Annotated in this window: 13 protein-coding genes and 1 CRISPR repeat array; all 13 genes read right to left on the bottom strand. The window is 44.8% G+C overall.

Annotated features, from left to right (window positions below; genetic code table 11):
* Window positions 1-3: 3 nt before the first annotated feature.
* The 13 genes from csm5 to dnm_RS24960 all read right to left on the bottom strand — a co-directional run bounded on the left by csm5 (window position 4) and on the right by dnm_RS24960 (window position 22,915).
* Window positions 4-1,923 (bottom strand): type III-A CRISPR-associated RAMP protein Csm5, encoded by a 1,920-nt coding sequence (csm5, locus tag dnm_RS24900; RefSeq protein WP_207679592.1) that lies wholly within the window; start codon window positions 1,921-1,923, stop codon window positions 4-6.
* Window positions 1,924-1,952: 29 nt separating this feature from the next.
* Complete coding sequence (locus dnm_RS24905) at window positions 1,953-2,357, bottom strand: type II toxin-antitoxin system VapC family toxin (RefSeq protein WP_207679593.1); 405 nt, start codon at window positions 2,355-2,357, stop codon at window positions 1,953-1,955.
* Window positions 2,354-2,605: a hypothetical protein gene (locus dnm_RS24910; RefSeq protein ID WP_207679594.1), complete on the bottom strand. Its 252-nt coding sequence runs from the start codon at window positions 2,603-2,605 to the stop codon at window positions 2,354-2,356. Before dnm_RS24910 ends, dnm_RS24905 begins: the two co-directional genes overlap by 4 nt.
* A 10-nt stretch (window positions 2,606-2,615) precedes the next feature.
* Window positions 2,616-3,728, bottom strand: coding sequence for a type III-A CRISPR-associated RAMP protein Csm4 (csm4, locus tag dnm_RS24915; protein WP_207679595.1), 1,113 nt, complete (start codon window positions 3,726-3,728; stop codon window positions 2,616-2,618).
* 19 nt (window positions 3,729-3,747) lie between these two features.
* Window positions 3,748-4,824 (bottom strand): type III-A CRISPR-associated RAMP protein Csm3, encoded by a 1,077-nt coding sequence (csm3, locus tag dnm_RS24920; protein ID WP_207679596.1) that lies wholly within the window; start codon window positions 4,822-4,824, stop codon window positions 3,748-3,750.
* Between the two features lie 18 nt (window positions 4,825-4,842).
* The gene (csm2, locus tag dnm_RS24925; protein WP_207679597.1) at window positions 4,843-5,304 is read right to left on the bottom strand and encodes a type III-A CRISPR-associated protein Csm2; all 462 of its coding nucleotides are present in this window, start codon (window positions 5,302-5,304) and stop codon (window positions 4,843-4,845) included.
* Between the two features lies 1 nt (window position 5,305).
* Window positions 5,306-7,318 carry a type III-A CRISPR-associated protein Cas10/Csm1 gene (gene cas10, locus dnm_RS24930; RefSeq protein WP_207679598.1) on the bottom strand — a complete coding sequence of 671 codons (2,013 nt, stop codon included), beginning with the start codon at window positions 7,316-7,318 and terminating at the stop codon, window positions 5,306-5,308.
* Window positions 7,319-8,246: 928 nt separating this feature from the next.
* Complete coding sequence (locus dnm_RS31720; protein ID WP_207679599.1) at window positions 8,247-8,501, bottom strand: GxxExxY protein; 255 nt, start codon at window positions 8,499-8,501, stop codon at window positions 8,247-8,249.
* A 304-nt stretch (window positions 8,502-8,805) separates the two neighbouring features.
* Window positions 8,806-9,534: a CRISPR direct-repeat array (repeat unit 37 nt; unit sequence GTCTCAATCCCTTTCATCTCCCGAGGGAGCAGGGAAC).
* A gap of 795 nt (window positions 9,535-10,329) precedes the next feature.
* The gene (gene cas1, locus dnm_RS24940) at window positions 10,330-12,024 is read right to left on the bottom strand and encodes a CRISPR-associated endonuclease Cas1 (protein WP_492207996.1); all 1,695 of its coding nucleotides are present in this window, start codon (window positions 12,022-12,024) and stop codon (window positions 10,330-10,332) included.
* A 91-nt stretch (window positions 12,025-12,115) separates the two neighbouring features.
* Complete coding sequence (locus dnm_RS24945; protein ID WP_207679601.1) at window positions 12,116-12,445, bottom strand: hypothetical protein; 330 nt, start codon at window positions 12,443-12,445, stop codon at window positions 12,116-12,118.
* Between the two features lie 296 nt (window positions 12,446-12,741).
* Complete coding sequence (gene tnpA, locus dnm_RS24950) at window positions 12,742-13,194, bottom strand: IS200/IS605 family transposase (protein WP_207679602.1); 453 nt, start codon at window positions 13,192-13,194, stop codon at window positions 12,742-12,744.
* Window positions 13,195-13,931: 737 nt separating this feature from the next.
* Window positions 13,932-14,891, bottom strand: a complete 960-nt coding sequence (gene cas6 / locus dnm_RS24955; protein ID WP_207679603.1) for a CRISPR system precrRNA processing endoribonuclease RAMP protein Cas6 — start codon at window positions 14,889-14,891, stop codon at window positions 13,932-13,934.
* Window positions 14,892-15,439: 548 nt separating this feature from the next.
* The gene (locus tag dnm_RS24960; RefSeq protein WP_207679604.1) at window positions 15,440-22,915 is read right to left on the bottom strand and encodes a beta-ketoacyl synthase N-terminal-like domain-containing protein; all 7,476 of its coding nucleotides are present in this window, start codon (window positions 22,913-22,915) and stop codon (window positions 15,440-15,442) included.
* Window positions 22,916-22,970 lie beyond the last annotated feature (55 nt).

A 22,970-nucleotide genomic window follows, 5' to 3' on the forward strand; every position in this document is an offset into this window, starting at 1 on the left:
TTTCTATACCTTTTTTACTTTGGTTACAATTCCGTCAATGATTTCTTCAACAGTGACTTTGACAACTTTTGCCATATAAACTTCGCCGATCAGGGCTGCTGGCTGCTCCTGTCCTTTAATCTTTACAAAATAAGTATTCCCTTCTTTTTTAACCTTGGCTTTTTTAATTCTATCCCCTTTTTTATATCCTGATTTAGCTTTAGTTCTTTGGGACGAAGCCCTCGGATTAGTTACTTTCTCGAGTTCTTTTTTTAGGGCATCGTTATCATCTTTTTTTCCGGAGGATGTTCCAAGATTATATGTCTTCACCTTTACCTTATCAATTCCGGGAAGATCATTCTCGTCCAGAATTTTCAGACAGCACCAGCCTAAAGGATATTCCGCATTGTTTTTTTCAAGCACCAGACAACGAGATTTTGGAGCAGGCTCATTTCTTCTGTTTTTTACAAGATTACGAACTTTCTGACATTGATAGCTTTCAAAATGGAGAAACTGCGCCTTGCTCATCATTCCTCCGCCCCAGCCGGTACGAAAGAGATACTGGTTTGGCTTTTGTTTCTGAATTTCATCAAAAAAAACTTCACCGAGGAGTGATTTATTTTGCTCATCGTTTAAAAGTGCGTCAATATCAAAATAATATCTCTCATCTTTAATTTTATGTGGCGGTGTTGATATTGATGAAAGCTGAGGAAAATTCTCGACCCAGGATGCGAAATCTTTTTTGGAAAATTGCCAGCGATACCTGTAGCAATAATACGTTTCATCAGAATAAAAATCATAAATTTTTTTTGTATCAACTCTTTTTTTGCCTCGATCATCATGAGGAATTGATAATTTCCCTTTAAAAAAACTTTCTTCAGATGCCCATACTTCCTTGAAAAATTCATTTACCGTTTCCAGTAAATTTCCTATATTTTTGAGGTAGTAAGGAATTTTTTCGCCAAAGAATTTCTCAGCCATTTCAATATCAATGGTAATTCTGAACTTTGCTTTGGTTCCGACAGCCGCGCATTCCAGCGGAATATCAAAATTTTTCTGGTATGTCTTATTTCCCGTAATACAAACGGCTCTTGTTGTTTCATCCTCCAAGCTTACATCTTCCGTAAAATTAGCATCGCTGATTTTCACAATTCTGAAAAAATCCCGCAGAACTTTGTTCGTTTCTTTCCAGCGGTAAGCATATTCGCCTTTGAAGTCACCTTCTGAAATAATAAAGCCTTTTTCTATCAACTCGTTATCACTTATATCTCTGTTGATGTTAAGACTGCGGAGCCATTGTTTTTTATCCGAATCAGACATGATTTTCCACAACACAGCATTTCGGATCGCTCCTTTGATTGATGAACCTGGAATAAAAGGCTTATCCAAACCATTTCGGGCAAATTTTTTGCCTTTGGGGATCGTTGTTACGCCTTTTGCTATTGTTTTCAATTGTTCATTTTTTGGAAAAATTTTATAGCGATTCAAGAAATATTCGAGAGAAAGGTCTTTGTAACGCTTATAGTCATCATTTTTGAATCGTAATGAAGGATTTCGTCTTTTCAAAAAACTTTTGAATTTGTTCAAATTGATCCTTCTGTTTACACCGTTTTTACTTACTTTATCATCACACCTATCGTTGCCTATGGCTATAAATTTTTCCCAATCAGATTCAGAAATTTGAATATTCAGGAATGTTGCGAATCCATCTATGGGGTTATACCCCTGTTCTTCATCTCTCACAAAATAAGTCACATATTCTTCAACCTTATCCTTCTCGGCGATATAATTGCACAGTTTGTCGTTGTCAATCAGATATACGTGGTCTTTCTCATCTTTTCTTCCCCTCACCATTCCCTCGCCATAACCTATTTCCTTTCCTTTGATAAACAGCGGAGTTATAGTTTCCAATTCAATGATCGCACTTTCAAAAAGTTTTTTCATTTTTTTATGTCCTTGGTGATTTGAGCAATTCAAACCAAACATTCCTGATCTTCAAACGGATCAATCAGCGTAAGTTCAGATATTTGTTTGAAATCTTCAATGTTTCTTGTCATAAGCGGTAAGTCAAGATACAATGCCGTCCCGGCAATGATGGCATCGGGAAGCTTGATGCGATAATTCTGACGTATGGCAATACAAATCCCGGCAATTTCAGAACCCAGAGGATGTTCAGCAAACCTGCCCAGCAAATCTTCCGTCGCCTTTAAAGAACTTTCCGTATGTCCGGGCCATCCCAGAACTTCAATCCGGGAAATAACGGAGATATGGGAACCCTGTCTTAAAGCCTGTGTAAGAAGATGTTCAGCGCACTCATTCAGTTGTTCGTTAATATGATAAATAAGGATATTGGAATCCATAACACATCCGTTTTTCATCTGTCCCACTCCCTGTTCCATTCTGAGCGCATGGTGGCAATATCCCGGTCAATCTCATCTCTGCTTACCGGAGGTTTGACAATTCCCTTTGTGCGTTGCAGAAGTTCCTCAATGCTTTCCTGAAATTCGGCTGTATCTTTCTCTTTTTCTAAAACAGTAACCATAACTCGGAGACAATTTCCCTCGGGTCTTTCATCAATCCATTTTAACATTCCATGTTTGTAAACAGCTTCGTAGGTGCTAAACATCTTGTCCTCCTTATTTTATCTTGTAATCATTCAGATGAATTTTTATCGGAACAGCAAATGCGTACCCGTAACGATATATGTTATGATACCCCTTCCACTGCGGTGTCATTTCCTCATCAGGGGTCAGGTCAGCCAACTGTCCCTTTGGTTCATCTGAAAAAATGCTGCCCTCACCGAACATATGAACCGTCTTTCTTTTGACCTGCCTTCCAACGCTTAAAGAACCTGTCCAGCCTTTTCGCAGGATAAGTTCGTATGAAAGCGAATTTGCGATGTCGTCTTTTCCTCCCTCATACAACGGAGCAATTGTGTTGGGATGCCATAGAGAGAGAAGGCAATGTGCCAGATGAACATCTTTTTCTTCATTATTAAGCTGAAGCGGATTCACGATAAAATCCCATAAATTTTGAATTTCACGAACATCTTTTACCTCAATATTCGCTATGCTTCCCAGACCAATGCCCCGATTTCCACCAATTCCCGATGTCTCCTTTATAACATTTAACACTTTTTCAACTGTGTCTTTCACATTCTCGCATTCGGTTTTTAACAGAAAATACATGCCTGTCCTGCCTTCCGCGTCAAAATAGGTCGTGCCGGAATGATAAATTTGCGATTCACATGAAGAACGGTTCAAGGTGTTATGAGGGCGAATTTCATCTGTAATATTTGATGCTTTTTCTCCTCTGACAATTTTTGTGACAAGGTTTCTTTTTTCATCAAAAAGCAGCCAATCTTTAAAATGATCCAGAGAAATGAGGGACTCCTTTTTAATATCCTTTCCATATCTGATTTTATTTCTTTTTCCTTTTCTATTCAACTCCGAAAAATCAAATGGAACAGAAAGCGGTCTGGGCAGCCAAAATCTTGAACCGGAGTTTGTCATGGGAAACGCAGATGATATCCGAAACAGGGGATTTCCATTAATGAATGAATCCAGAAATTCTTTGAAGGGAATATCCAGTGCGTGTTCAGCGACAGCCCAGTTGTTGCATAGCGCAGCCCATAAGGTATCCGAGTGGATGATCTTTCCTTCCGTGCCTTCAATACCGATACCGGGTTTTGACGCGCCGATATGGATGGCATTTTTGAAATAAAGCCTGACAATGTATGTATTTTTCATGTCATTATATCCTGTTCGGTTAAGCATATTGTGCAAAGGATATCGTCTGAGCCGCATTTGACCAGTCAGAAATAGTGGAATTTTTTCCTTGGGGCTTTTTGAAACCTTTTACCGTTTCTCCGGTGATCGTTTTTGCTTCAAAGTTTTTGATTTCAAACCTGACCTGTCCATGGCCGCGAGACGTATTCCCGCCAAGTCCGGCATGATCCTGAATAATTTCCAATGCACAGAAAATATTTTCCAAATCCTTTTGGAGTTTTTTATCGCATTTGGTGTCCGGTTTGCCCAAAGCATCAACAAGGAATTCTCCGTTTTCATAAGTCTGCACTTTGTAAATCATCTCAAAATCAAAACGTGCGCCCGCGGGAACCCGCTCAATGGTACGCGGCATTGCCTGTGCGGTAATCCGATCCACGACAATTTCGATTTTGGCTTCTGTAACTGGAAGCCCATCTATCATAAATCTTTTGTAAGAATATTTCTCCGGATCATCAGACTCATCTCTTGAAAGCACTGCATCCCGCACAATCAGAATCGAAGGCAGCCCCGGATCAGAAGCGGAATTGCCGAATAAACGGCAAACAGGAGACGCTGCTGCAAGTTTATAAGCTCTTTCAGAGTCTTCATTTTTCTTTATTTCTTTCAAAATCTGATTGAAAACCTCATCCTTGAAATCTTTCGGTTTTCGGAGTTTATTCGCATAAAAAAAAATTTTATTATCCTTTTCTTCCGCGTACTGATTCAAGAGTTCCTTTGCTTTATCATCAGTGAATTGAGAAAGGAACCTGTTAAATTCCTGCTTGCTAAAAGAGACCTCAAACCGATAATTCTCCGTCCCGTAAATTTCCATATAGATATTCTCTGTCATGGCTGAAAGAAAGTTGCCATTTTTCGCCTCCAGCAATGCCCGCATCCGTCCCCGAAGCGAACTGCCCGGAATATACGGCTCATTGCTAACCGGATTTTTGATTACCGGGCTGTCAATGCCGCCCTTGTCAATTGAATCGGCAGTGCCGCCGATATGCAAACCGCTCAATGCCTCAATTTTGCCCGTAATTTTCACAAAACCGAGCAACTTGATTTGTTTTTCCGACATGTTAAGTCTCCTTTAAACCTAATTTTTTTCATAAGTTTTATGGTAATCCAGAATCGCCTCAAAAAATTCTATAAGCAAACGCAACCCTCCTACATCACATATTTTATTTTTTCCTCGTAAACATTTTTCAAAAATTCCATGAAGACTTTTAATGCCTTCCTCGTTCTTTTTTGCACTTCCTGCCAATTTGGGCAGCAGAAATTTTAACTTTGCTTCATCTGTGATGGAATCCTTTTTTTTCTTATTTGCATTTTTACGATCAATTGCCTTGACATAAGTATAAAACCGTCTCAGTTGGGTTGGGCTAATTCCGCTTTTGTGGAGGCTTTGAGCAATATTTGCTGCATACTCAGGCAGTTTATCTTCATTAAGCAGTTCTTCCAAAGAATGGTCATCAAGGTCTTTGAGTATATCCTTGATCTCCAATTTCATATTATAGACTTCATCCACAAACGGGTTTCCTTTTTTTTCTTGAGCCATTTTATCGTGTCCTCCTCAAAAATGAAATCCAGTTCAGTGCGATGTGCAGATGAGACATGTTTTTTGAATTATTTTTTCCATAAAGATAGCACATCAGTTTTAAAAACAGATCACTCCGTTTCCGGCCGAGAGTCTTGCAAACATCCGCCATTACCCGTGCCATTGTCGGCATGTAAAGTTCACCAGATCGCTGAAACTTTTCCATTACCAAAAACCATTTTTCAATGGTCTGATGGCTGATTTTATCAATAATAAAAAGTTTTCTCCCCTCTGCGGACGTTTTAAACTCTCCTAATTTTGCAAACTCCCGCATTAACGGCAACAAGAAATCATCCCCTTGCTGCCATGTCATGGAGAGCATGTAACGAAATTCCCGATTATTTTCTTTTTCCCTTAGTTGGTTGCGGCGATGAACTTTGACCGGATCATGAAACAGTGCGATTCGATCTTTCTGAGCTTCGTTTTCATTTTTTTCCGTGCATATCTTTGCCTCATCTTCCGCATCTTTGCTGCGTGCCGCCATCTGATAAAGCGGAAATTTGGGATGATGCAGGGTCAGCCCGCCGGAAATCGAGGCAGGCTCGCCATCCTTGTCTTTGATATTATTTTTTTCGCAATATCGGGCAAAACATTTCTGAATATCAAATGCCAGTTCAGCGACCTCATTCCACGCCCCGATAATAAACAAATCGTCTCCGCCTGCATAGATAATTGAGGCATTGCGTTCTTTTTTTTCTTCTCCTTCAACAAGACAGGTAGGAAGTTTTTCAGCTTTCATCTCCTCATCACTAAAAAGAGGTTCTTTACTTTCAGATGTTTCTGAGATATTCTCAATCTCACCTTCACAAATTTGGTTCAGAATTTTTTTGAAAAAATAATTCAACTGATGAGATCGTTCTGCCAGTTCCGGGCATGAACCGATTTCGGAAAACAGTTTTCCGAGATTATCAACATCCATCCGCAATGCGCCGATCATATCCGCACCGCAGGAACACGCTGCAAGTCCGGCAAAAGAAACTGTGTTTTTTTTGATATCATCATCCAGTACCGCATTTGGTTTGGTTTCTTGGATCACTTCAAGCTCTCTGTTTTGAGCATACTCTGAACCTGAAAGATCACCGACCTTGCGGACATAATAAGCATACAAAAAATCATCTCCGATTTTCCAGCATTTTTCGCATTTGTTAGCGATCTTTTTCGTGGTGTACAGAGCAAGCCCTGAGTTATTATGTGTCGGAAAGCAAAGATAACCCCTTTCTACTTTCTTTTCCACGGCAAAGTAATCGTATCTCCATATTTTTTCACCCTCTTTCAAATCTGTCAGCTTATCACCTAAATACCACAGATGATATGAAAGCTTGCTTACCCAGAAATCCTCTGCAATTTTATCTGTCATTTCAGTATGTGGCAAATCATCCCGCCCCGTAATCTGACATTCTTTTTGAATATCAGTCTGCACGGGCATCTCCGGGTTCAATAAATTCTCCAGCAATGCGCCATCATCTGTCCAGAATTTTCGCCGTTTGAGTTTATCCAGTTCATCAGACTGCTCCTGTCGTTTTGCCTGAAATCGCTTTTTTTCTGAAATATCGTCTTGAGAAACTGGCAGGATATGAATTGCAATAAAGAGTTTTCCGGAAAACTCATTCACTGCCCAGGAATTCAGGATATCTGCAAATTTTTTAATTTCATCTCCGAGATCGCTTTTATTTAAAAGCAGAGAAAACGCCCCGCCTCCGGAGTAAATAACGCCGCGTTCTGCTCCGTGCCAAATTAAATATTCTTTGGATTTGTCTGTTTTTATTCCGGCCAATTGCAGAATTTCATAGACAATATGCTCGGTGAGCAGTTCCAGCATAAAGCTTCGTGCCCGCAATGATTTCAGGGCACCTTTGGAAGATATGGTATAAACGGTATCCTGAATGCCCGAAAAATCACCGGACACCAGTAGCAATGTTTTTTTATCATCTTCGTTCAATTCTGACCTCCTCTTTTCAATAAAATCCCATCCCATTCACTTTGCTTCTCCTGTCAGATATTTATTTCATTTTTTTCAAGAAGTTATCTCTTAGCAATTCATAATTTCAGGCGGCGGAATATTATCTTTGTAATAATCAGACAAAAAAACCCCATCCTCTGTAAAACCAGAGGCATGGGGTTTCTTATATCAGTTGAACCGGCCATTTATTCTCCTGTCAAAAAGTTATGAACAAGCATGAATAAAATACTTTACATTTATAAAATAAGCATGGATATTTGTCAATCTTTAATTCGGGATATGTTGCATTTCTCCCCCGAAACCACTGCCATCAGCGTCAGAGTTTCTATGTATTCCGGGCAGTCTTCAGGGAGTCTGCTTGTTTTTAATTAAAATTTCGGCGGGTTCATTTTCTCATCCCGGACATTGACGGTCAGAATCACGGAAAATCCGAGACAAAAATTCCTTTTCTCGTTTCATAAAAAAGAGCAAAGGTCAATGGGGTGAAAGGAGTAAATGGGTGGGGCAGGAGGCAAAAATGTTATCTGTGAAAATCCCTGGCCTCATGCCTTTCCCTCTTACACCCTTAATCCCCTTCAAATCTGATCAAGGTTCTAACGCAGGGAAGACAATTACCCTGGGAATTTTTTTACCCGTCGTAATTCCCTTTAAATCGTAATTCGGGGAACACGATACTTATTTATCCGATTCCAATTCTCCCGCCCGGGTTTCCGCTGACAATTTCCGATCCAGTGCCGTTTCCGGCCGGGCATATAAAATGATTACTTCATTGTCAGGAATTAAATATTGTGTCCCCCGAATTCTCCTGTCCCCCGAATTCTCCTCAGTTATCGCAGTTATGACAGCGGATTTAAGGATTGAACGGATCGGAAAATCCGTTTCATCCTCACATCCGCTGTCATATTGAAGGGATATCAGCAAAATCCCATCTTCTGATCTGCTGTCATATTCTGACCACTTCAATCTCCAAGCTGGATCTGTGAAAATTGGCGACAAGTCCAATCCTAAGTTTCAACAGTCTGAGATACTGACAAAAACGACCTCTGAGTTTTGGTGTGATCTCACGAACGGCAACGGGGGTCAGCAGAATCTTATCATCTACGAGAATCAGACGGGTCTCACGAGTCTCGACAGGCTGCTGGCGGAACGGGATAACAATTTCCTTCCTGACCTTGTAAGGGATGGAACATAGGCGCAATTTTTACGAAAAAATGACAGCGGATTTCAGGACTGAACGGATGACAGAAAAAACCGTTTCATCCTTTCCGTCCGTTGTCATATTTTACGAAAAAATGACAGCGGATTTCAGGACTGAACGGATGACAGAAAAATCCGTTTCATCCTTTCCATCCGTTGTCATATTTTACGAAAAAATGACAGCGGATTTCAGGATTGAACGGATGACAGAAAAATCCGTCTCATCCTTTCCGTCCGTTCATCTCCCGAGGGAGCAGGGAACTTTCAAGACTATTTACAAAAGAAGACGGGAAAAATCAGGACGAGTCTCAATCCCTTTCATCTCCCGAGGGAGCAGGGAACTTGGAGATGAGTTCTGTTTGTATGTTGAAGCAGGATTGTCTTAATCCCTTTCATCTCCCGAGGGAGCAGGGAACGGTACCAGCTACGACGCTGTCATTGATGTTTGGCGTGTGGATTCGTCTTAATCCCTTTCATCTCCCGAGGGAGCAGGGAACCTCATTTATATAGGTTTGTTTTCGGCGAGTGGAGAGAGTCTTAATCCCTTTCATCTCCCGAGGGAGCAGGGAACTTTGAAGGAGAGGAGAAGCTTACTTCTTTTTCACTGGAAGAATTGTCTCAATCCCTTTCATCTCCCGAGGGAGCAGGGAACTTGCCAGAAAGCCGGGAAGGACGAGTGGTTTAAAAAGTCTCAATCCCTTTCATCTCCCGAGGGAGCAGGGAACGAACTGAAGAAATAAGGCTCCAGATCGGGGCTAGTCAAAAGAAGTCTCAATCCCTTTCATCTCCCGAGGGAGCAGGGAACTTTTTGTGATGTAGGCTCCAACAGAACGGGAAAGACCACCGTGTCTCAATCCCTTTCATCTCCCGAGGGAGCAGGGAACATAAATATCTTATTAAAACTGCGGAATCTTGGTGTGAGTCTCAATCCCTTTCATCTCCCGAGGGAGCAGGGAACAGTCAAAAATAAATCTTGCCGGAGTAGGAGTGTTTATATGTCTCAATCCCTTTCATCTCCCGAGGGAGCAGGGAACAACAGGTTTTATGGGGGATTGCGGGGATCCGACATTTGCCGGATATTCGCCTTTCAGATGTTTTATCAATTTTTTCAGTATATTGCTCTGATCCCGAAAAAAGTTTGAAGATACTTCTTTTTCACACCCCCGACTTTGCAGAATTTTACCCCCTGATTCGGGACAACCCTTTGAAATTATTGAAACCGAAGGGTGAAAAAAAGTTTGAATATGCTTTCTGAAATTTCGGATTAGATAGCATCTTCAAACTTTTCTGTCAAGAGCTGTTTTTCACCTTTTTAACTATTTGAAATAACAAACTTTTTAAAACGAGATATCACCCATAACCTAAAAGTTTGAATATGCTCCGGGCCGGACTCCGGAAAAGGGGTATATTCAAACTTTTTTTCAATGTGCCATTTTGGCATAAAATCAGGTTATCTGATATTAAATCAGATTGTTAAGTCAAAAACGGCATTATTGAAAAAGTTTGAATATGCTCAGAAGGCCATCCGATGACGATATTTATAATTTTTTCAAATGATTAGTATCTATTTCCCGGAAATTTATGATTTGGGGAAATCCCATGGTTTGAAAAAGCAGCTTATAATATAGGTATAAAAATTTTGAGAATTGAAAATTGAAAATCAACAAAAAAGGCTCGATCCGAGCCGAGCAAAGGGAATTGGGGATTGAGAATCCGTTCAATCCCGGAATCCGCTGTCATTTTGTGAGATACGACAACAAAAAAGGCTCGGATTTGTCAATCCGAGCCGAGCGGGCTTGAAACTGGAAACTTTATGCCAGTTTCAACTTTCAATATCTTCCAATGAAGGGTTTATAGATGCTTTTGCCCTCGAGGAAGGAGACCAGGTTGTTTGCCTGAACATGGATGATATCTTCACCCCTGACCTTTTTTCCCCGAAAGTGGACAAGTCCGGCCAAGCGGTTCAGGACAGCTTTTGTGACTTTATTCCTGGAATCTTTCACCAGCAGACCAGTTTTTTTGTCCAGCTTCAGGTCCGCCCCTCTTTTTCCTCTGGTCAGCAGACTGAACACGGCCCGATCTGCAAAAGGCTGCCGGAATTCTTCCACCATGTCATACACCAGCGTGGGCTTATTTGCCTGAAACGCATGAAGAAAACTGATATGGGGATTCAGCCCTGCTTTTAAAACAGCCTGCCACACCCGCTGATAAAGAATGCCATATCCGTAGTTCAGCATATTATTCACCAGGTCCCCGGCCTTGTGGCGATCTCGCCTTTCAAAGCCCAGCCCGGGAGGAACCACCATCCGCATACAGGCCCAATATCTTGCGCTGATCCGGGCCTCTGCTGAAAAAATCTTGTCCCGTGCCACGGCATAGCGACCCTCAAACTGAATCCGTTGCAGTTCCCTGAGCGTCTTATCCATAATCTCAAGGTTTTTCCCAGCTTTTTCAGTAAATTCCGGATCAACCTTTTTTCTTGCCCGGAGGTAGAATTTCACAAGATTCATCTGGCTCCTGGCCTTTCCCGAAATCATCCGTTTCACCAGTTCCAGGGCTTTTTCCGTCTCATACGTCCTGATTTGCAGCACAGAAACACTTGCCATGGAATGCACAGGTGCCTGCAAAACCGCATAAGGCGTGCCTTTGTATGTGTAAAACGTGATGGGAATCTTTTTCTGGGAACATTGGAAGATCAGATCACTGGAAAGGCTTACGCCTGTTGAGTTCACAGACACATTCCTGATCTTGGAAAAATGTAATTCTGCAAGATTTTTCCGCTGCTCCCGGATGATCAGCCTTTCCCCGGTTTTGCCGATAAATATCCCGGGACTGGAGACCACCACCTCTGCCTGATTTGAAACCATTCTCAGAAACCGGCTTTTCTGGGCAGTCTGGCGTTTTGCCTGGGCAGCCTCTTCTTTTTTGGGACTGGCCGGCTTTTTTTCCTTTTTTTTATCCGCATCAAGCACAGCAAAAATATCCGCCGCCAGGGACTTACAAAGGGCATTATGGTCTGATTCTGTCCGCTCGGTGTAATAAAATTCCACCTTCAGCAAGAACGGCATCACCTCATCACGGGAACCCAGCATTCCCCTTCTCAGAAAATGGACAAGCAGAAATTTCAGGCGGTTGAGAAGATGCTGATCAAAAGCTTTAAACTGCCCGACTGGCTTAAAAGTCCCGTAATATCTTCTGGACCCCTTTACGCTTTCATTCAGCCGTCCCAAAAATAACCCAGGGTCTTTCTGATGAAACGCATCTGTCAGCCAGTTCAGTTTACGGATGATTTTGTTTTCTTTTGCCGTGCTGATGGTGCGCAGATTTCCCTTAAAATAAATACCCAGAAACACAAATCCCTTATCCACATCCTTGAAAGGATAAGCATTTTCATTCAGTTTTAGTTTCAGCTCATCTTTCAGAAATCCCTGAATATCCTCAAACATCTTATATATTTTCTCTTTGCTTTTGGAAAACATAATGAAATTGTCGCTATAGCGCACATATCGGTATTTTTTGTCCACAGCAAACTCATCCAGGGAATGAAGATAAATATTTGAAAAAAAAGGGGACACCACAGACCCCTGGGCGATCCCCTCATCAGTTTCATCCCATTCACCCCTGCAAGGGGGGCGAGGGGCCAGAGGCGAGGGGGGGCAGAGGTTTTTCCTTTCGCCTCTTGCCTCTTACCCCTCGCCCCTCGGAGAGCTTTCGCCATTCGTTTGCCTCGTTGAATTTGGGCATGGAACCTTTTTCATAAGGCACAGGTGAATATTTTTTTGAGCGCAGATCCTTAATAATACTGGAAATAGTTTTCCCGATATCAGGTTCCAAGTCGCTGATCCGGATGCGATCCAGCCCGCCTGCTGCGCCTTTCTGACGCACACGATGCCACGCCGCTTTTAACACGGAATGGCTGCATAATTTTTCGAAAAATTTGGTCATAATAATTGATAATTGATAATTGATAATGAATAATTGATAATTGGTAATTGTTGGGAAATTTGTTTAGTCCCGTAGGGACGACAGAGAATAGCCCGGTAATTCATTACCGGGGCAATTCATTGCCGGGGCAATTCATTACCGGGGCAATTCATTGCCGGGGCAATTCATTGCCGGGGCAATTCATTGCCGGGACAATTCATTGCCGGGGCAATTCATTGCCGGGACAATTCATTACCGGGGCAATTCATTGCCGGGGTAATTCATTGCCGGGGCAATTCGTTACCGGAAAAAAAACTTCAATCCCAAACATACCTTTCATCATATTCTATTCCATGTTTTTTCAAAAACTGGATATATTCCTCCTGGAATGTTTTGTGCCGGTGATGCTCGGCTTGCCGCTCAATGTAACGGATCGTATCCTTCACAATGGAAATGTTGACGCTGAAAGCTCCGTATCCCTCCTGCCATTTGAATTCACGGGTGTCTCCGAAATTGTCGTTCATCCATTTGGAAGAATTGCCTTTGATCAACTGGATTGCTTTGGATATTGTAATGCCTGAAGGTAACGAGAGGAGAATATGGGCATGGTCTTGGGTTCCGCCGATTGACAGGGCTTTCATTTTTTTCTTTCGTGCAATGCCTCCCATGTATGACCATAAACGATTTTGTGTTTCGGGTCGAATCAGGGGCAAACGGTTTTTGGTGCTGAAAACATAATGGACGTACAAGCTGATGTATGAATTTGCCATTTTTTGATTCCTTTCTTTGGGTTTGGCTATGAATTGTACCCGGCAATAAATTGCCGGGCTATGAATTGTACCCGGCAATAAATTGCCGGGCTATTTTCGGTCGTCCCTACGGGACTGGAAACTCCGGCTATGAATTGTACCCGGCAATAAATTGCCGGGCTATTTTCGGTGGTCCCTACGGGACTGGAAACTCCGGCTATGAATTGTACCCGGCAATAAATTGCCGGGCTATTTTCGGTCGTCCCTACGGGACTGGAAACTTTGGCTATGAATTGTACCCGGCAATAAATTGCCGGGCTATTTTCGGCCGTCCCTACGGGACTGGAAACTTTGGCTATGAATTGTACCCGGCAATAAATTGCCGGGCTATTTTCGGCCGTCCCTACGGGACTGGAAACTCCGGCTATGAATTGTACCCGGCAATAAATTGCCGGGCTATTTTCGGCCGTCCCTACGGGACTGGAAACTTTGGCTATGAATTGTACCCGGCAATAAATTGCCGGGCTCCCACCCCTGTCGCCGCCAGCCCCGGATCTATGCCGATAATTTTTATCACTTTGATTTAAACAGTTGTGACTATGCGGCCACATATTTGTGGCAACAGGTTTGCAGCCCCCCGCCAGGCCCCGTGGGGGCGGCATATTCGCAGCATAATTTGCTACAAACATGCCGCCCCCACGGGGCTTTACCGGCCTCCCCTAAATCCGTTACAATCAGTCTGTTCATTATGTCCGTTCTCAATTCTCAATTAAATACCGTCCGAGGCCAAAGCTTGTCTTTTTTCCCATGTGCATCCATTCTCCGAGGAGGATGAAAGGCCAGAACAGAGTCAGATCGCCTTCAAATGTCACGTTTCCCACAAGTCCGCCAAAGGGCATACATCGTTTCTGGCGGTTGGAATATCTTACAGCGTGTTCCCATCGGAGATCAGACGATAAAGTTCGGACATCATCTGCCGCGTGACTCAGGATTTTGAAATCAATGTCCGTGCAGGAGATTCCGCAGTGGAGATGCGCCAGCGTGGTAATCCGCCTGAGCAGGCTGCGAAACAGCACGCCGAAACGCACTTCCGGGTATTTGCGCTTTTCTTTCAGTTCAAGCCGCGTGAGAAAGCGGAACCTGCATTGTTCCCTCGGAGGAAAGATTTCCAGCAAATCCCGGCAGGTAATGGGTTCGCTCTCATTTCTGAGAATCTGGTCATCGGACAGATAGACAGGCATCAGCGAACCATCTGCTTTCAAATTGTCAATCCGCTCAAGCATGAACCGGCCCCGGCCCAGCCCTCTCTGACCCATCTGCATGAACGCATAAACAAAATAAGGGAGATATTCGCTGATCTTGCCGACAAGTATCAGTTCAAAACTCAGTTTCTCTCCTGGTTTGTATTCCTCACGCTTTTCCAGGGGAGGTCGGATGATATACGGATTTGCCACCCTGTCCTTATTTCTGAGAAAGGGATCGTCCTCATCGGGCCGGGGTTCGAACACAAATGCGTAAACGCATCTCGGGGCAAGGAGACAGTTTTTGCATTCCTTATCCATGACCACACAGGCCACTTTGCGAAGGGCGTGGCCGAAACTCCCGCGAAGGGCGGAGCCTTTGTACGCGGGCAGATATAAGGGTTCTGTTGCCCTGATGCTCAGTCGGAATGCGGAGAAGGTAAAAGGGGCGATAATTTTTGCTGACTGATGTTCCATAGAATATTAATTTTTCCGGCCTCGTCTGAAGCGATGCCTGATGAGAGATTCGTTATGCGGGGTTATTAAGCACCTAACCATAAGTTTTTAATATCTGCCCGGAGAAGAAACCCGGCTTTTTTTCCGGAATGATGCTTCTCCGACAAAGGAAAAAGCCGGGTTTCTCCGCCGCTCACAGAGAAAAAGGTGTATAAAAAATTTTTGATCAGGTACTTATTAAAGCTTTTCCGGCATGATCCCGCAGATGAAAAAAACCTGTCAAAAAAGAATAAAAAAAACCCCATCCTCTGCAAAACCAGAGGCATGGGGTTTCTTATATCAGTTGAACCGACCATTCATTCTCCTGTCAAAAAGTTATGAACAAGCCTGAATAAAATACGTTGCATTCATAAAATAATCAGAGATATTTGTCAATCTTTAATTTGGGAGATGTTGCATTTACCTCAAAAAACCGGTGGTGTTCCAAAACTGGACTTGATTCGATATTTGATAAATTGATTCAAGGGGTTAAAAAGTTTAAGTCCGGTTTTGGAACACCACCAATTTTCTTATGCAGGAACCAGCCTCAGACCAAAATTCTCCATCTGATAAATAAAAAGCCCGTCCACTTTCAGATATCCGTTTGCATAAATCGTGGGAACCGGTTGGTTCTGAATCTCCGTGACCACGACATCCACCTCAACTTTTTTATTCCTCTGAATGACCTGCCCCCGATATATCCATTCGTGCTTCTGGTCAGTCACCATTTCAAATTTATGCGTCTCCGCCAGATGGGCCCAGCGATCCGCGGCCACGAATTTCATTAATTGAAGAAAGGACTCGATTCCCAAAGACCCCGGGCACACAGGGTCCTGATAAAAATGGGCCTTAAAAAACCATTCATCCGGGTCAACCTGCTTTATTCCCCGAATAAACCCGAGACCCGCAGGCCCGCCATCCGGCACATAAATTTCAACCTTGTCAATCATGCGGAGGGCTTTTGCAGGCATTGCCAAACCCGTAACCAGTTCCGCACTCGGATCATCAGGAAAAAGCGGAGTCACATCCTCAAACACATAAGAACGGCCTTTTTCCAGTTCATCGGGCAGAGGATTATAAGCCTTTTCTTTGGCCCCCCGGATCCCCACCTGCTGATCCAGAGCCGCTTTGGTGAAAAAACCGAAATATGTGTCGCCCTCATAAATCATTTTGCCCGACTGCAAGACCTGCATGTCAAAATTTTCAATGATCATCCCGCCGGATTCGGAGACCTGTGTGACACGGGAGCGAATCGTCAGTGTTTTGGGTTCCGGAAGAATATTCTCATACAGCACCGCAGTTCCGCCAAGATTTCTGAACTTCAGATTGTTCTCACTTCTCAGTGCGGAACCCAGATATGCCGCAAGCCAACCGCAGGGCTGAAGCGCAATTTCGAGAAGAACGCAAAACGGCATGAAACCGCTGCGATCTGCTTTGAAATACCATTCATCCGGCGGAATATCGTACTCAGCCTCTATCCAACCGCCCGGTTTCAACACCCACGGTTCCGGCTCAATATATGTGACTCGGTCCATGAACGCATAAGGCGGCCCCGGAAGCCTGGCAATAATTCTTTCCTCATCAAACACCTTGTACGGTTCGCCAAAGGCCTCCGAAGGCTTTCCGACAGCAAACGCAAGGATTCGGTTTCGATCAAAAAGCGGTGCGGAATTTCGAGTTTCGAGTTTCCAGTTTTGAGTTTCCAGCTCATCACGGGTGATACCGCTCATTTTCATGGACATATTTTTGAACATGACGATCCGGTCTCCGTCCGCGTACATATGCGCGTCAGCAATGACATAAGGTTCCGGCATGTATCCGATCTCGCTGATCTCCACCTCATAAAGCACATGCGTTGTAGCTGGCGTGACAGGCCCTCTGCATTTCAGCACCGCATCTACCCCGACAACCGGCTCGTAGCAGCACCCGGGTTTGTCCGTGATCCATCCCATGCGTTGGAGAAACACCCTGAGCGTATGCGCACAGCATTCATACATAAGGGTTCCCGGCATGACCCTGTCATCCACAAAATGGCAGATCAGAAACCAGTTATCCGGGTGAATATCCGCCTCAGCGCGGATGAAGCCCAGTCCGTATCGTCCGCCATTGGGATCAAGAAGGAGAATCCGGTCAATCAGCCGCATCCGCCCGCCCGGAAGCCTGAGAGATTCGGCAATCTGAATTCCGTCAAACAGTTCTCCGAAACCTCCCGATAGATTTCCGTTTCTGAGACACTCCACAGCCGCATCATCATAAGCCTCAGAATAAACAGGAACAATTTCATTAAAATCTTTTCTTCCCGGTACGGGTCTGATATCTTCCTCGGTTAAGATAATTCCGCCGGAATTTCGGACCTCTTCCTCGGTAAAAAATCCCGCGCATCCTTTTCTCATGGTGATGAGATGATCATTTCCGATAAATCCTTCAAAGCTGAAAAAGAACAGATATGTTTCTCCCTGGCGGACAAATTTCTCAATTTCAATTTCATATCGGATAACATCGCCCGGTCGAGGCAGGCCCCGATGAAATGTTATGGTCGCGTCAAGCAGCCGGTAAGTTCTTTTTCCCTTCACCACAAGATCTATTCCCAAATATGAGCAGAGGAAAAGATCAGCCTGTCCTGCTTCCACGGATATGCAGACAGGGGTTCGGTCTCCGTCCAGATACCATGCATCCGGAAACACATCATGCTCCGTGATCACGCGACCGGACCCCAGGGAACCTTTTTCTCCCTCCACAGAAAGAATTCTGTCCACAAGCATAAGCGGTTCGTCCGGCAGACGCACCCTTGCCTTATATGTGTCCACAATGTCGAAATCCGGACCAAGCACCTTACCCACGGAACCAATGGCGAATTCCATACACATTTCACGAGGAAAAGCAGGGGCAGGAAGCAATGGATCATTATCAGCCAGGGGGGGATATTCGGCTGATGTTCGCTGATCTTCTGTGCTTAGGGATAAGAACTCGCTGAACTGTTCACTGTTCCCTGATAACTGTTCACTGAGCAATTGCGTCTGAAGGGCAAATGTTTTGCCAAAATTCTGCGTCAGTTCATTTGAAAACTCGAGAAACATCTTATGTGCGTCCGAAGTGGCCTCAATCGTCTTTGTCATTGGCTCGATAAGGCTGGAAACTTGAAACTGGAAACTTGAAACTCGGGTTTTGGTTTCCGGGGCAGAGTCTGCTTGAAACCCGAAATTTGAAACCGGGCTTTTGGTTTCTGACTCCGGGTTTGCCTGAAACTCGGAACTTGAAACTCGGGTTTTGGTTTCCGGGGCAGAGTCTGCTTGAAACCCGAAATTTGAAACCGGGCTTTTGGTTTCCGGGGCCGACTTCCAAGCCTCAACTTCCGAGTTCTGAATTTCAGCTTCCGAGTTTCCAGTTTCCAGTTTCCAGTTTCCAGTTTCCAGTTTCCAGTTTCCAGTTTCAAATTTCAAGTTTTCAGTTTCTCCGCCGATTATTACAGTGATTTGTCTGCCTGATTTCTCCTTCTGAGGTTCACTGATTTCCGAGACATAGGATTTATCTCCATACAGTTTGTCCAGATTGACCGGCACTCGCTCTGCAATCAGTGTCCCGAGGAATTTAAGAATGGTGAGATAATCGTTTTCCCCGCGGGCATCTGCGGAAATTGCGAGGTGAGGCTTGGTGTCCAGTATCCTGCTGATCATCCGGGTGCAGGAAGCCTGCGGACCCATCTCAAGAAAAATTCGCACTCCATCTTCATAAGCCTGCCCTATTGTGGCAGGAAAATCAAACCCGGAAAGTGCCTGCTGAAGAATCGAAGACGCGGCATTCTCGCTTGTAAGCGGGTATGAACGCCCCATGGCACAGCTGTAAAACCGAATCCCCTCCGGAGGCGTTGTCGGAAAGACATGCAGGGCTTTATACGCATCCTTGGCAGGAAGGGCCGCGTCACAATGCACAGTGACAACACCTTCGAGAAAAATGGCCTCGCATCCGAGGGTTTTGATGACACCCTCAATCTGATCCTCTTTACCGCCAATAACGCATTCATCCGGCGTATTGACGATAAGAAGACGGGCAAAGGGCCATTTTTCAATAACAGCCTGCACCCTGCTCGCAGGTCGGTTGACCACGGCCACGCGCCAGTTTACCTGTTCATCTGGCGGTATGTTCCAGATTTTACATGCCGCATGGCAGGGCCCTGCCAGTTCTGTGGTGAACAAATCCGTATTGAGCATTCTTTTCAGCATGTCCCCGCGTTCGGGCCATGCTCCCATGGCAAAAAGCCCCGCGGATTCGCCAAGACTGTATCCGATGACCGCGGACGGCTTTATATCGAAACTTTTTATGAGATTGGCGACAACACCGCCATGCACAACCTGACCAAAAATCATATGAGAAGGATCAGAAATGATTTTTTTATGCGCGTCTGCTTCCCATCCTGAATCCCATGAAACCCTCCAGGGAACATAACATTCAGGAATCATCTGAGTTTTTAACTGTAACGTCTGAGCATCCATCTCACGGAGGATTTCCGGCCAGAGAACACCGATTTCCCTTCCCATGCCCACATAATGATTGCCGGAACCGGGAAAAACAAACGCGATTTCACCTGTGCTGCCCAGGGGACTGGGAGAGAAGCTGATGCCTTCGGGACCTGTTATTTTTTTGGGAATGTCAGACAAAACCGCGTGTTTTGCCTCTGTTATCCATTTTTCAAGCTGTGAGAAATCACTCGCGACAATTGATAGCGCATACTTCTTCAGATTCTCTGGTTTGTGACTGAGATACCAGGCACGGGCCGCAAGTTCGAAACTTGAAACTTGAAACTTGAAACTTGAAACTTGAAACTTGAAACTTGAAACTTGGAACTTGAGGGCATCGAGGCCATTTAACAGCTCATTTTTATCATTTCCCTCAACTATGAAAAGGCCGGAAGATTTTAAGCCTGATGGCTGTTTTCTTTCTCTTGTGACTTTTTCCGGAATGTGTCCGAGGGATTCATATTCAAAGTTTTCGAGTATGACATGGGAACAGTTTCCATCCCAAGTCATGGCTCCCACACAGGCTCTGCGAGGACCGTCTTTGCGATCTCTGAGCCAGAACTGCGGAAAAGCGGGGATATGGAAACTTGAAACTTGAAACTTGAAACTTGAGGAGTCTTCGAGTTTCGAGTTTCGAGTTTCGAGTTTCGAGTTTCGAGTTTCGAGTTTCGAGTTTCGAGTTTCGAGTTTCGAGTTTCGAGTTTCGAGTTTCGAGTTTCGAGTTTCGAGTTTCGAGTTTCGAGTTTCGAGTTTCGAGTTTCGAGTTTCAAGTTTCGAGTTTCGAGTTTCAAGTTTCGAGTTTCGAGTTTCGAGTTTTGAGTTTCGAGTTTCGAGTTTCGAGTTTCGAATCGGAGGAATGGTTTCCTGATAAAGACACAGACTGGTTTTGACAAGTGATGCAAGCCCTGCTGATGCTCCGGTATGTCCGATATTCGGCTTTACAGCGCCAATGGCGCATGGCGTTTTTTGATGGGAAAAAAATTTCTGAAGCGCCTCGGATTCGATCTTGTCTTCCAGAGGATCGGCGCTGCCATGCGTTTCAATGTAACTGACAGCATCAGGAGAAACATCGCTGTCATGAAATGCCCGGTCCAGTGACAGCGTATAAGCTTCTTTGAATGATGCCTGACTATTTTCAATCTGAAAATCGCCTGCGCCTGCGTTTCCGATTCCTCTGATGACAGAATATATTCTGTCTCCGTCCTGTATTGCCTGATCAAGCCGTTTGATGATAATTGCAGCGGCCCCTTCACCCGGAAGTGTTCCGTCTGCTGCCGGATCAAAGGGACGGATTTCATCTTTTTTTGTAAAGGGTCTCAAAGTATTTGTTGTGAGGATATTGCGAACATCACCGGCAAGATCAATCGCGCCGATGAGAACCGCGTCGGTCTCATTTTGCTGCAAGGACCTTACGCCGATTTCAAGGGCTCTGATCCCGGATGCGGATCCTCCGGAAACAACAAAACTGGGACCTCCGAAACGGAATTCTCTGGCAATCCTGCTGGCAACGATGCCCCCGAGAGCGCCCACAGTCCGGGCTGATGTCAGCGGCGGATGAAATGAATCTCTCAAAGATTCAAGCCAGGCATCTGCTTCTTCATCATCTATGCGGAGTTTTTTTTTCCAAGTCTGAACCTCATTGTAAAGATTCCATCGCTGATGAAAATTCGTGGCCTCAAAATCAAATTCCATACCAATGACCGTCCCCATGCGCGGGCGTTCTTCCCGGAGAGGAAGCCCCGCGTCTTTCATGGCCCGGGCAGAGACTTTGAGCATCAGTAATTGCTGGGGAAGAATATCCGGGATTTCATTGGGCGGTATGTTAAATTCTCCGATATAAAGCGAAACATCATCCATGTAAGCACCATACCGGCCCCGTCCCTCAAGAAGCGTCTCCGCAATCTCATCACAGCCTCTCCATCTGTTCCCGGGCCTTTCCCGGATGGCTGACTCACCTTTGAAAATCGCCTCCTGAAAATCTCTCAAACAAGTCAGCGAGCCAAAAGCTGCATCCATCCCCACAATAGCGACGGTTGGAAACTTGAAACTTGAAACTTGAAACTTGAAACTTGAAACTTGAAATTCGGGGAGCTGTTTTCGAGTTTCGAGTTTCAAGTTTCGAGTTTCAAATTCCTCAAAAAGCAGGTGTGCGTTTATTCCGCCAAAACCGAATGCGCTGACGCCGGCCCGGAGCGGTGTTTTCGTATCTCTCCTTGTCCATTCTTGCGCCCGGGTTTGTACTCGGAACGGGCTGTTATTCAGGGGGCTTCCTTCCGGGGCTTTTTTGAAATTAAGCGACGGCGGCAGGGTTTTATGTTTTAATGCAAGCAGAATTTTTATCATTCCGGCAGCACCCGCGCCTGTCAGAAGATGGCCGACCATGGATTTCACGGAACCGATGGCGCATTGTGCAGGAGACCAGCCAGACTCACCCCAGAGCGTTTTTAAACTGTGAAGTTCAGTGAGATCTCCCACCCGTGTCCCTGCCCCGTGGCATTCAATGATATCAACATCATAAGGAGACCATCCCGCGGACTCGTAAGCACTGCGCATGGCGCGGACCTGTCCTTTTGTTTCCGGTGCAAGAAGATTGCCTCTCATGTCATTGGAAAGTCCTATGCCGCGAATCAGGCCATAAACTGTGTCTCCGTCACGCAAGGCATCATCCAGCCGTTTTAAGACGATGATGCCCGCTCCTTCGCCCACGACAAGACCATCTGCGCTTTCATCAAACGGAGCGCACCTGCCCGAAGGTGAAATCGCACGCAACTGGCTGAACCCCACCTGAGTATAAAGGCATTCGGGCCTTGAAACACCGCCGGCCAGCATTGCATCCGCACGACCGGCAAGAAGTTCGTCGCAGGCCAGTTTCACAGCATAAAGAGAAGAGGCACAGGCCGCGTCAAGGGTAAAGCTTCCTCCCCTGAGTCCAAGAGCCCTTGCCAGAATCGCTCCCGGAAGACTTGTCACCCGGCTGCTCAGACATTCCTCTCTCGTAATCCCAGTTTCGAGTTTCGAGTTTCGAGTTTCGAGTTTCGAGTTTCGAGTTTCGAGTTTCGAGGCAAAGGATCGCCCCAGAATTTCTCTTGTGACTGCGGAAGAAGCGTCTGTGGGAAGCGCAATGGCCGCGAGCGATACGCCGACACGTTTTTTATCTAATGATGAAGTCTTGCAGTCTGAAAACGCTTTTCGTCCCACATGAAGCACGATATGGTAAAGCGGATCTAATTTTTTTAAAAGATTCGGGTCAAGGTTAATTCCCTTTGAATCAAATTTAAAATCACGGATCAGACAGGCCCGTTTTGAAAGGGCTTTGTCCGGCATGGGATTGGAATTATATATGGAATCCGGTTCGACAATCCACCTGTCTTTTGGTACCTCGCAGGCTGTGTCAACTTTGTTGATGATATTCCGCCAAAATGTATCCAGGTCAGAAGCTCCGGGGAACAGCCCGGCCATTCCGACTACAGCGATGGGTGTTTTTTGTTTCATTTGTTTATATTTGTTTATATTGTAATATTTTGTTTTAAGAGTAACTAACGGGGCA

This window comes from Desulfonema magnum, from assembly GCF_017377395.1.
Classification (GTDB): Bacteria; Desulfobacterota; Desulfobacteria; order Desulfobacterales; family 4be13; genus Desulfonema_C; species Desulfonema_C magnum.

Coding starts and splice junctions, on each gene's coding strand:
- csm2 (WP_207679597.1), bottom strand. CDS start 5,304: ATGGCTCAAGAAAAAAAAGGAAACCCGTTTGTGGATGAAGTCTATAAT.
- csm3 (WP_207679596.1), bottom strand. CDS start 4,824: ATGTCGGAAAAACAAATCAAGTTGCTCGGTTTTGTGAAAATTACGGGC.
- dnm_RS24945 (WP_207679601.1), bottom strand. CDS start 12,445: ATGACCAAATTTTTCGAAAAATTATGCAGCCATTCCGTGTTAAAAGCG.
- dnm_RS24905 (WP_207679593.1), bottom strand. CDS start 2,357: ATGAAAAACGGATGTGTTATGGATTCCAATATCCTTATTTATCATATT.
- cas6 (WP_207679603.1), bottom strand. CDS start 14,891: ATGGAACATCAGTCAGCAAAAATTATCGCCCCTTTTACCTTCTCCGCA.
- dnm_RS24960 (WP_207679604.1), bottom strand. CDS start 22,915: ATGAAACAAAAAACACCCATCGCTGTAGTCGGAATGGCCGGGCTGTTC.
- tnpA (WP_207679602.1), bottom strand. CDS start 13,194: ATGGCAAATTCATACATCAGCTTGTACGTCCATTATGTTTTCAGCACC.
- csm5 (WP_207679592.1), bottom strand. CDS start 1,923: ATGAAAAAACTTTTTGAAAGTGCGATCATTGAATTGGAAACTATAACT.
- dnm_RS24910 (WP_207679594.1), bottom strand. CDS start 2,605: ATGTTTAGCACCTACGAAGCTGTTTACAAACATGGAATGTTAAAATGG.
- csm4 (WP_207679595.1), bottom strand. CDS start 3,728: ATGAAAAATACATACATTGTCAGGCTTTATTTCAAAAATGCCATCCAT.
- cas10 (WP_207679598.1), bottom strand. CDS start 7,318: ATGGGATGGGATTTTATTGAAAAGAGGAGGTCAGAATTGAACGAAGAT.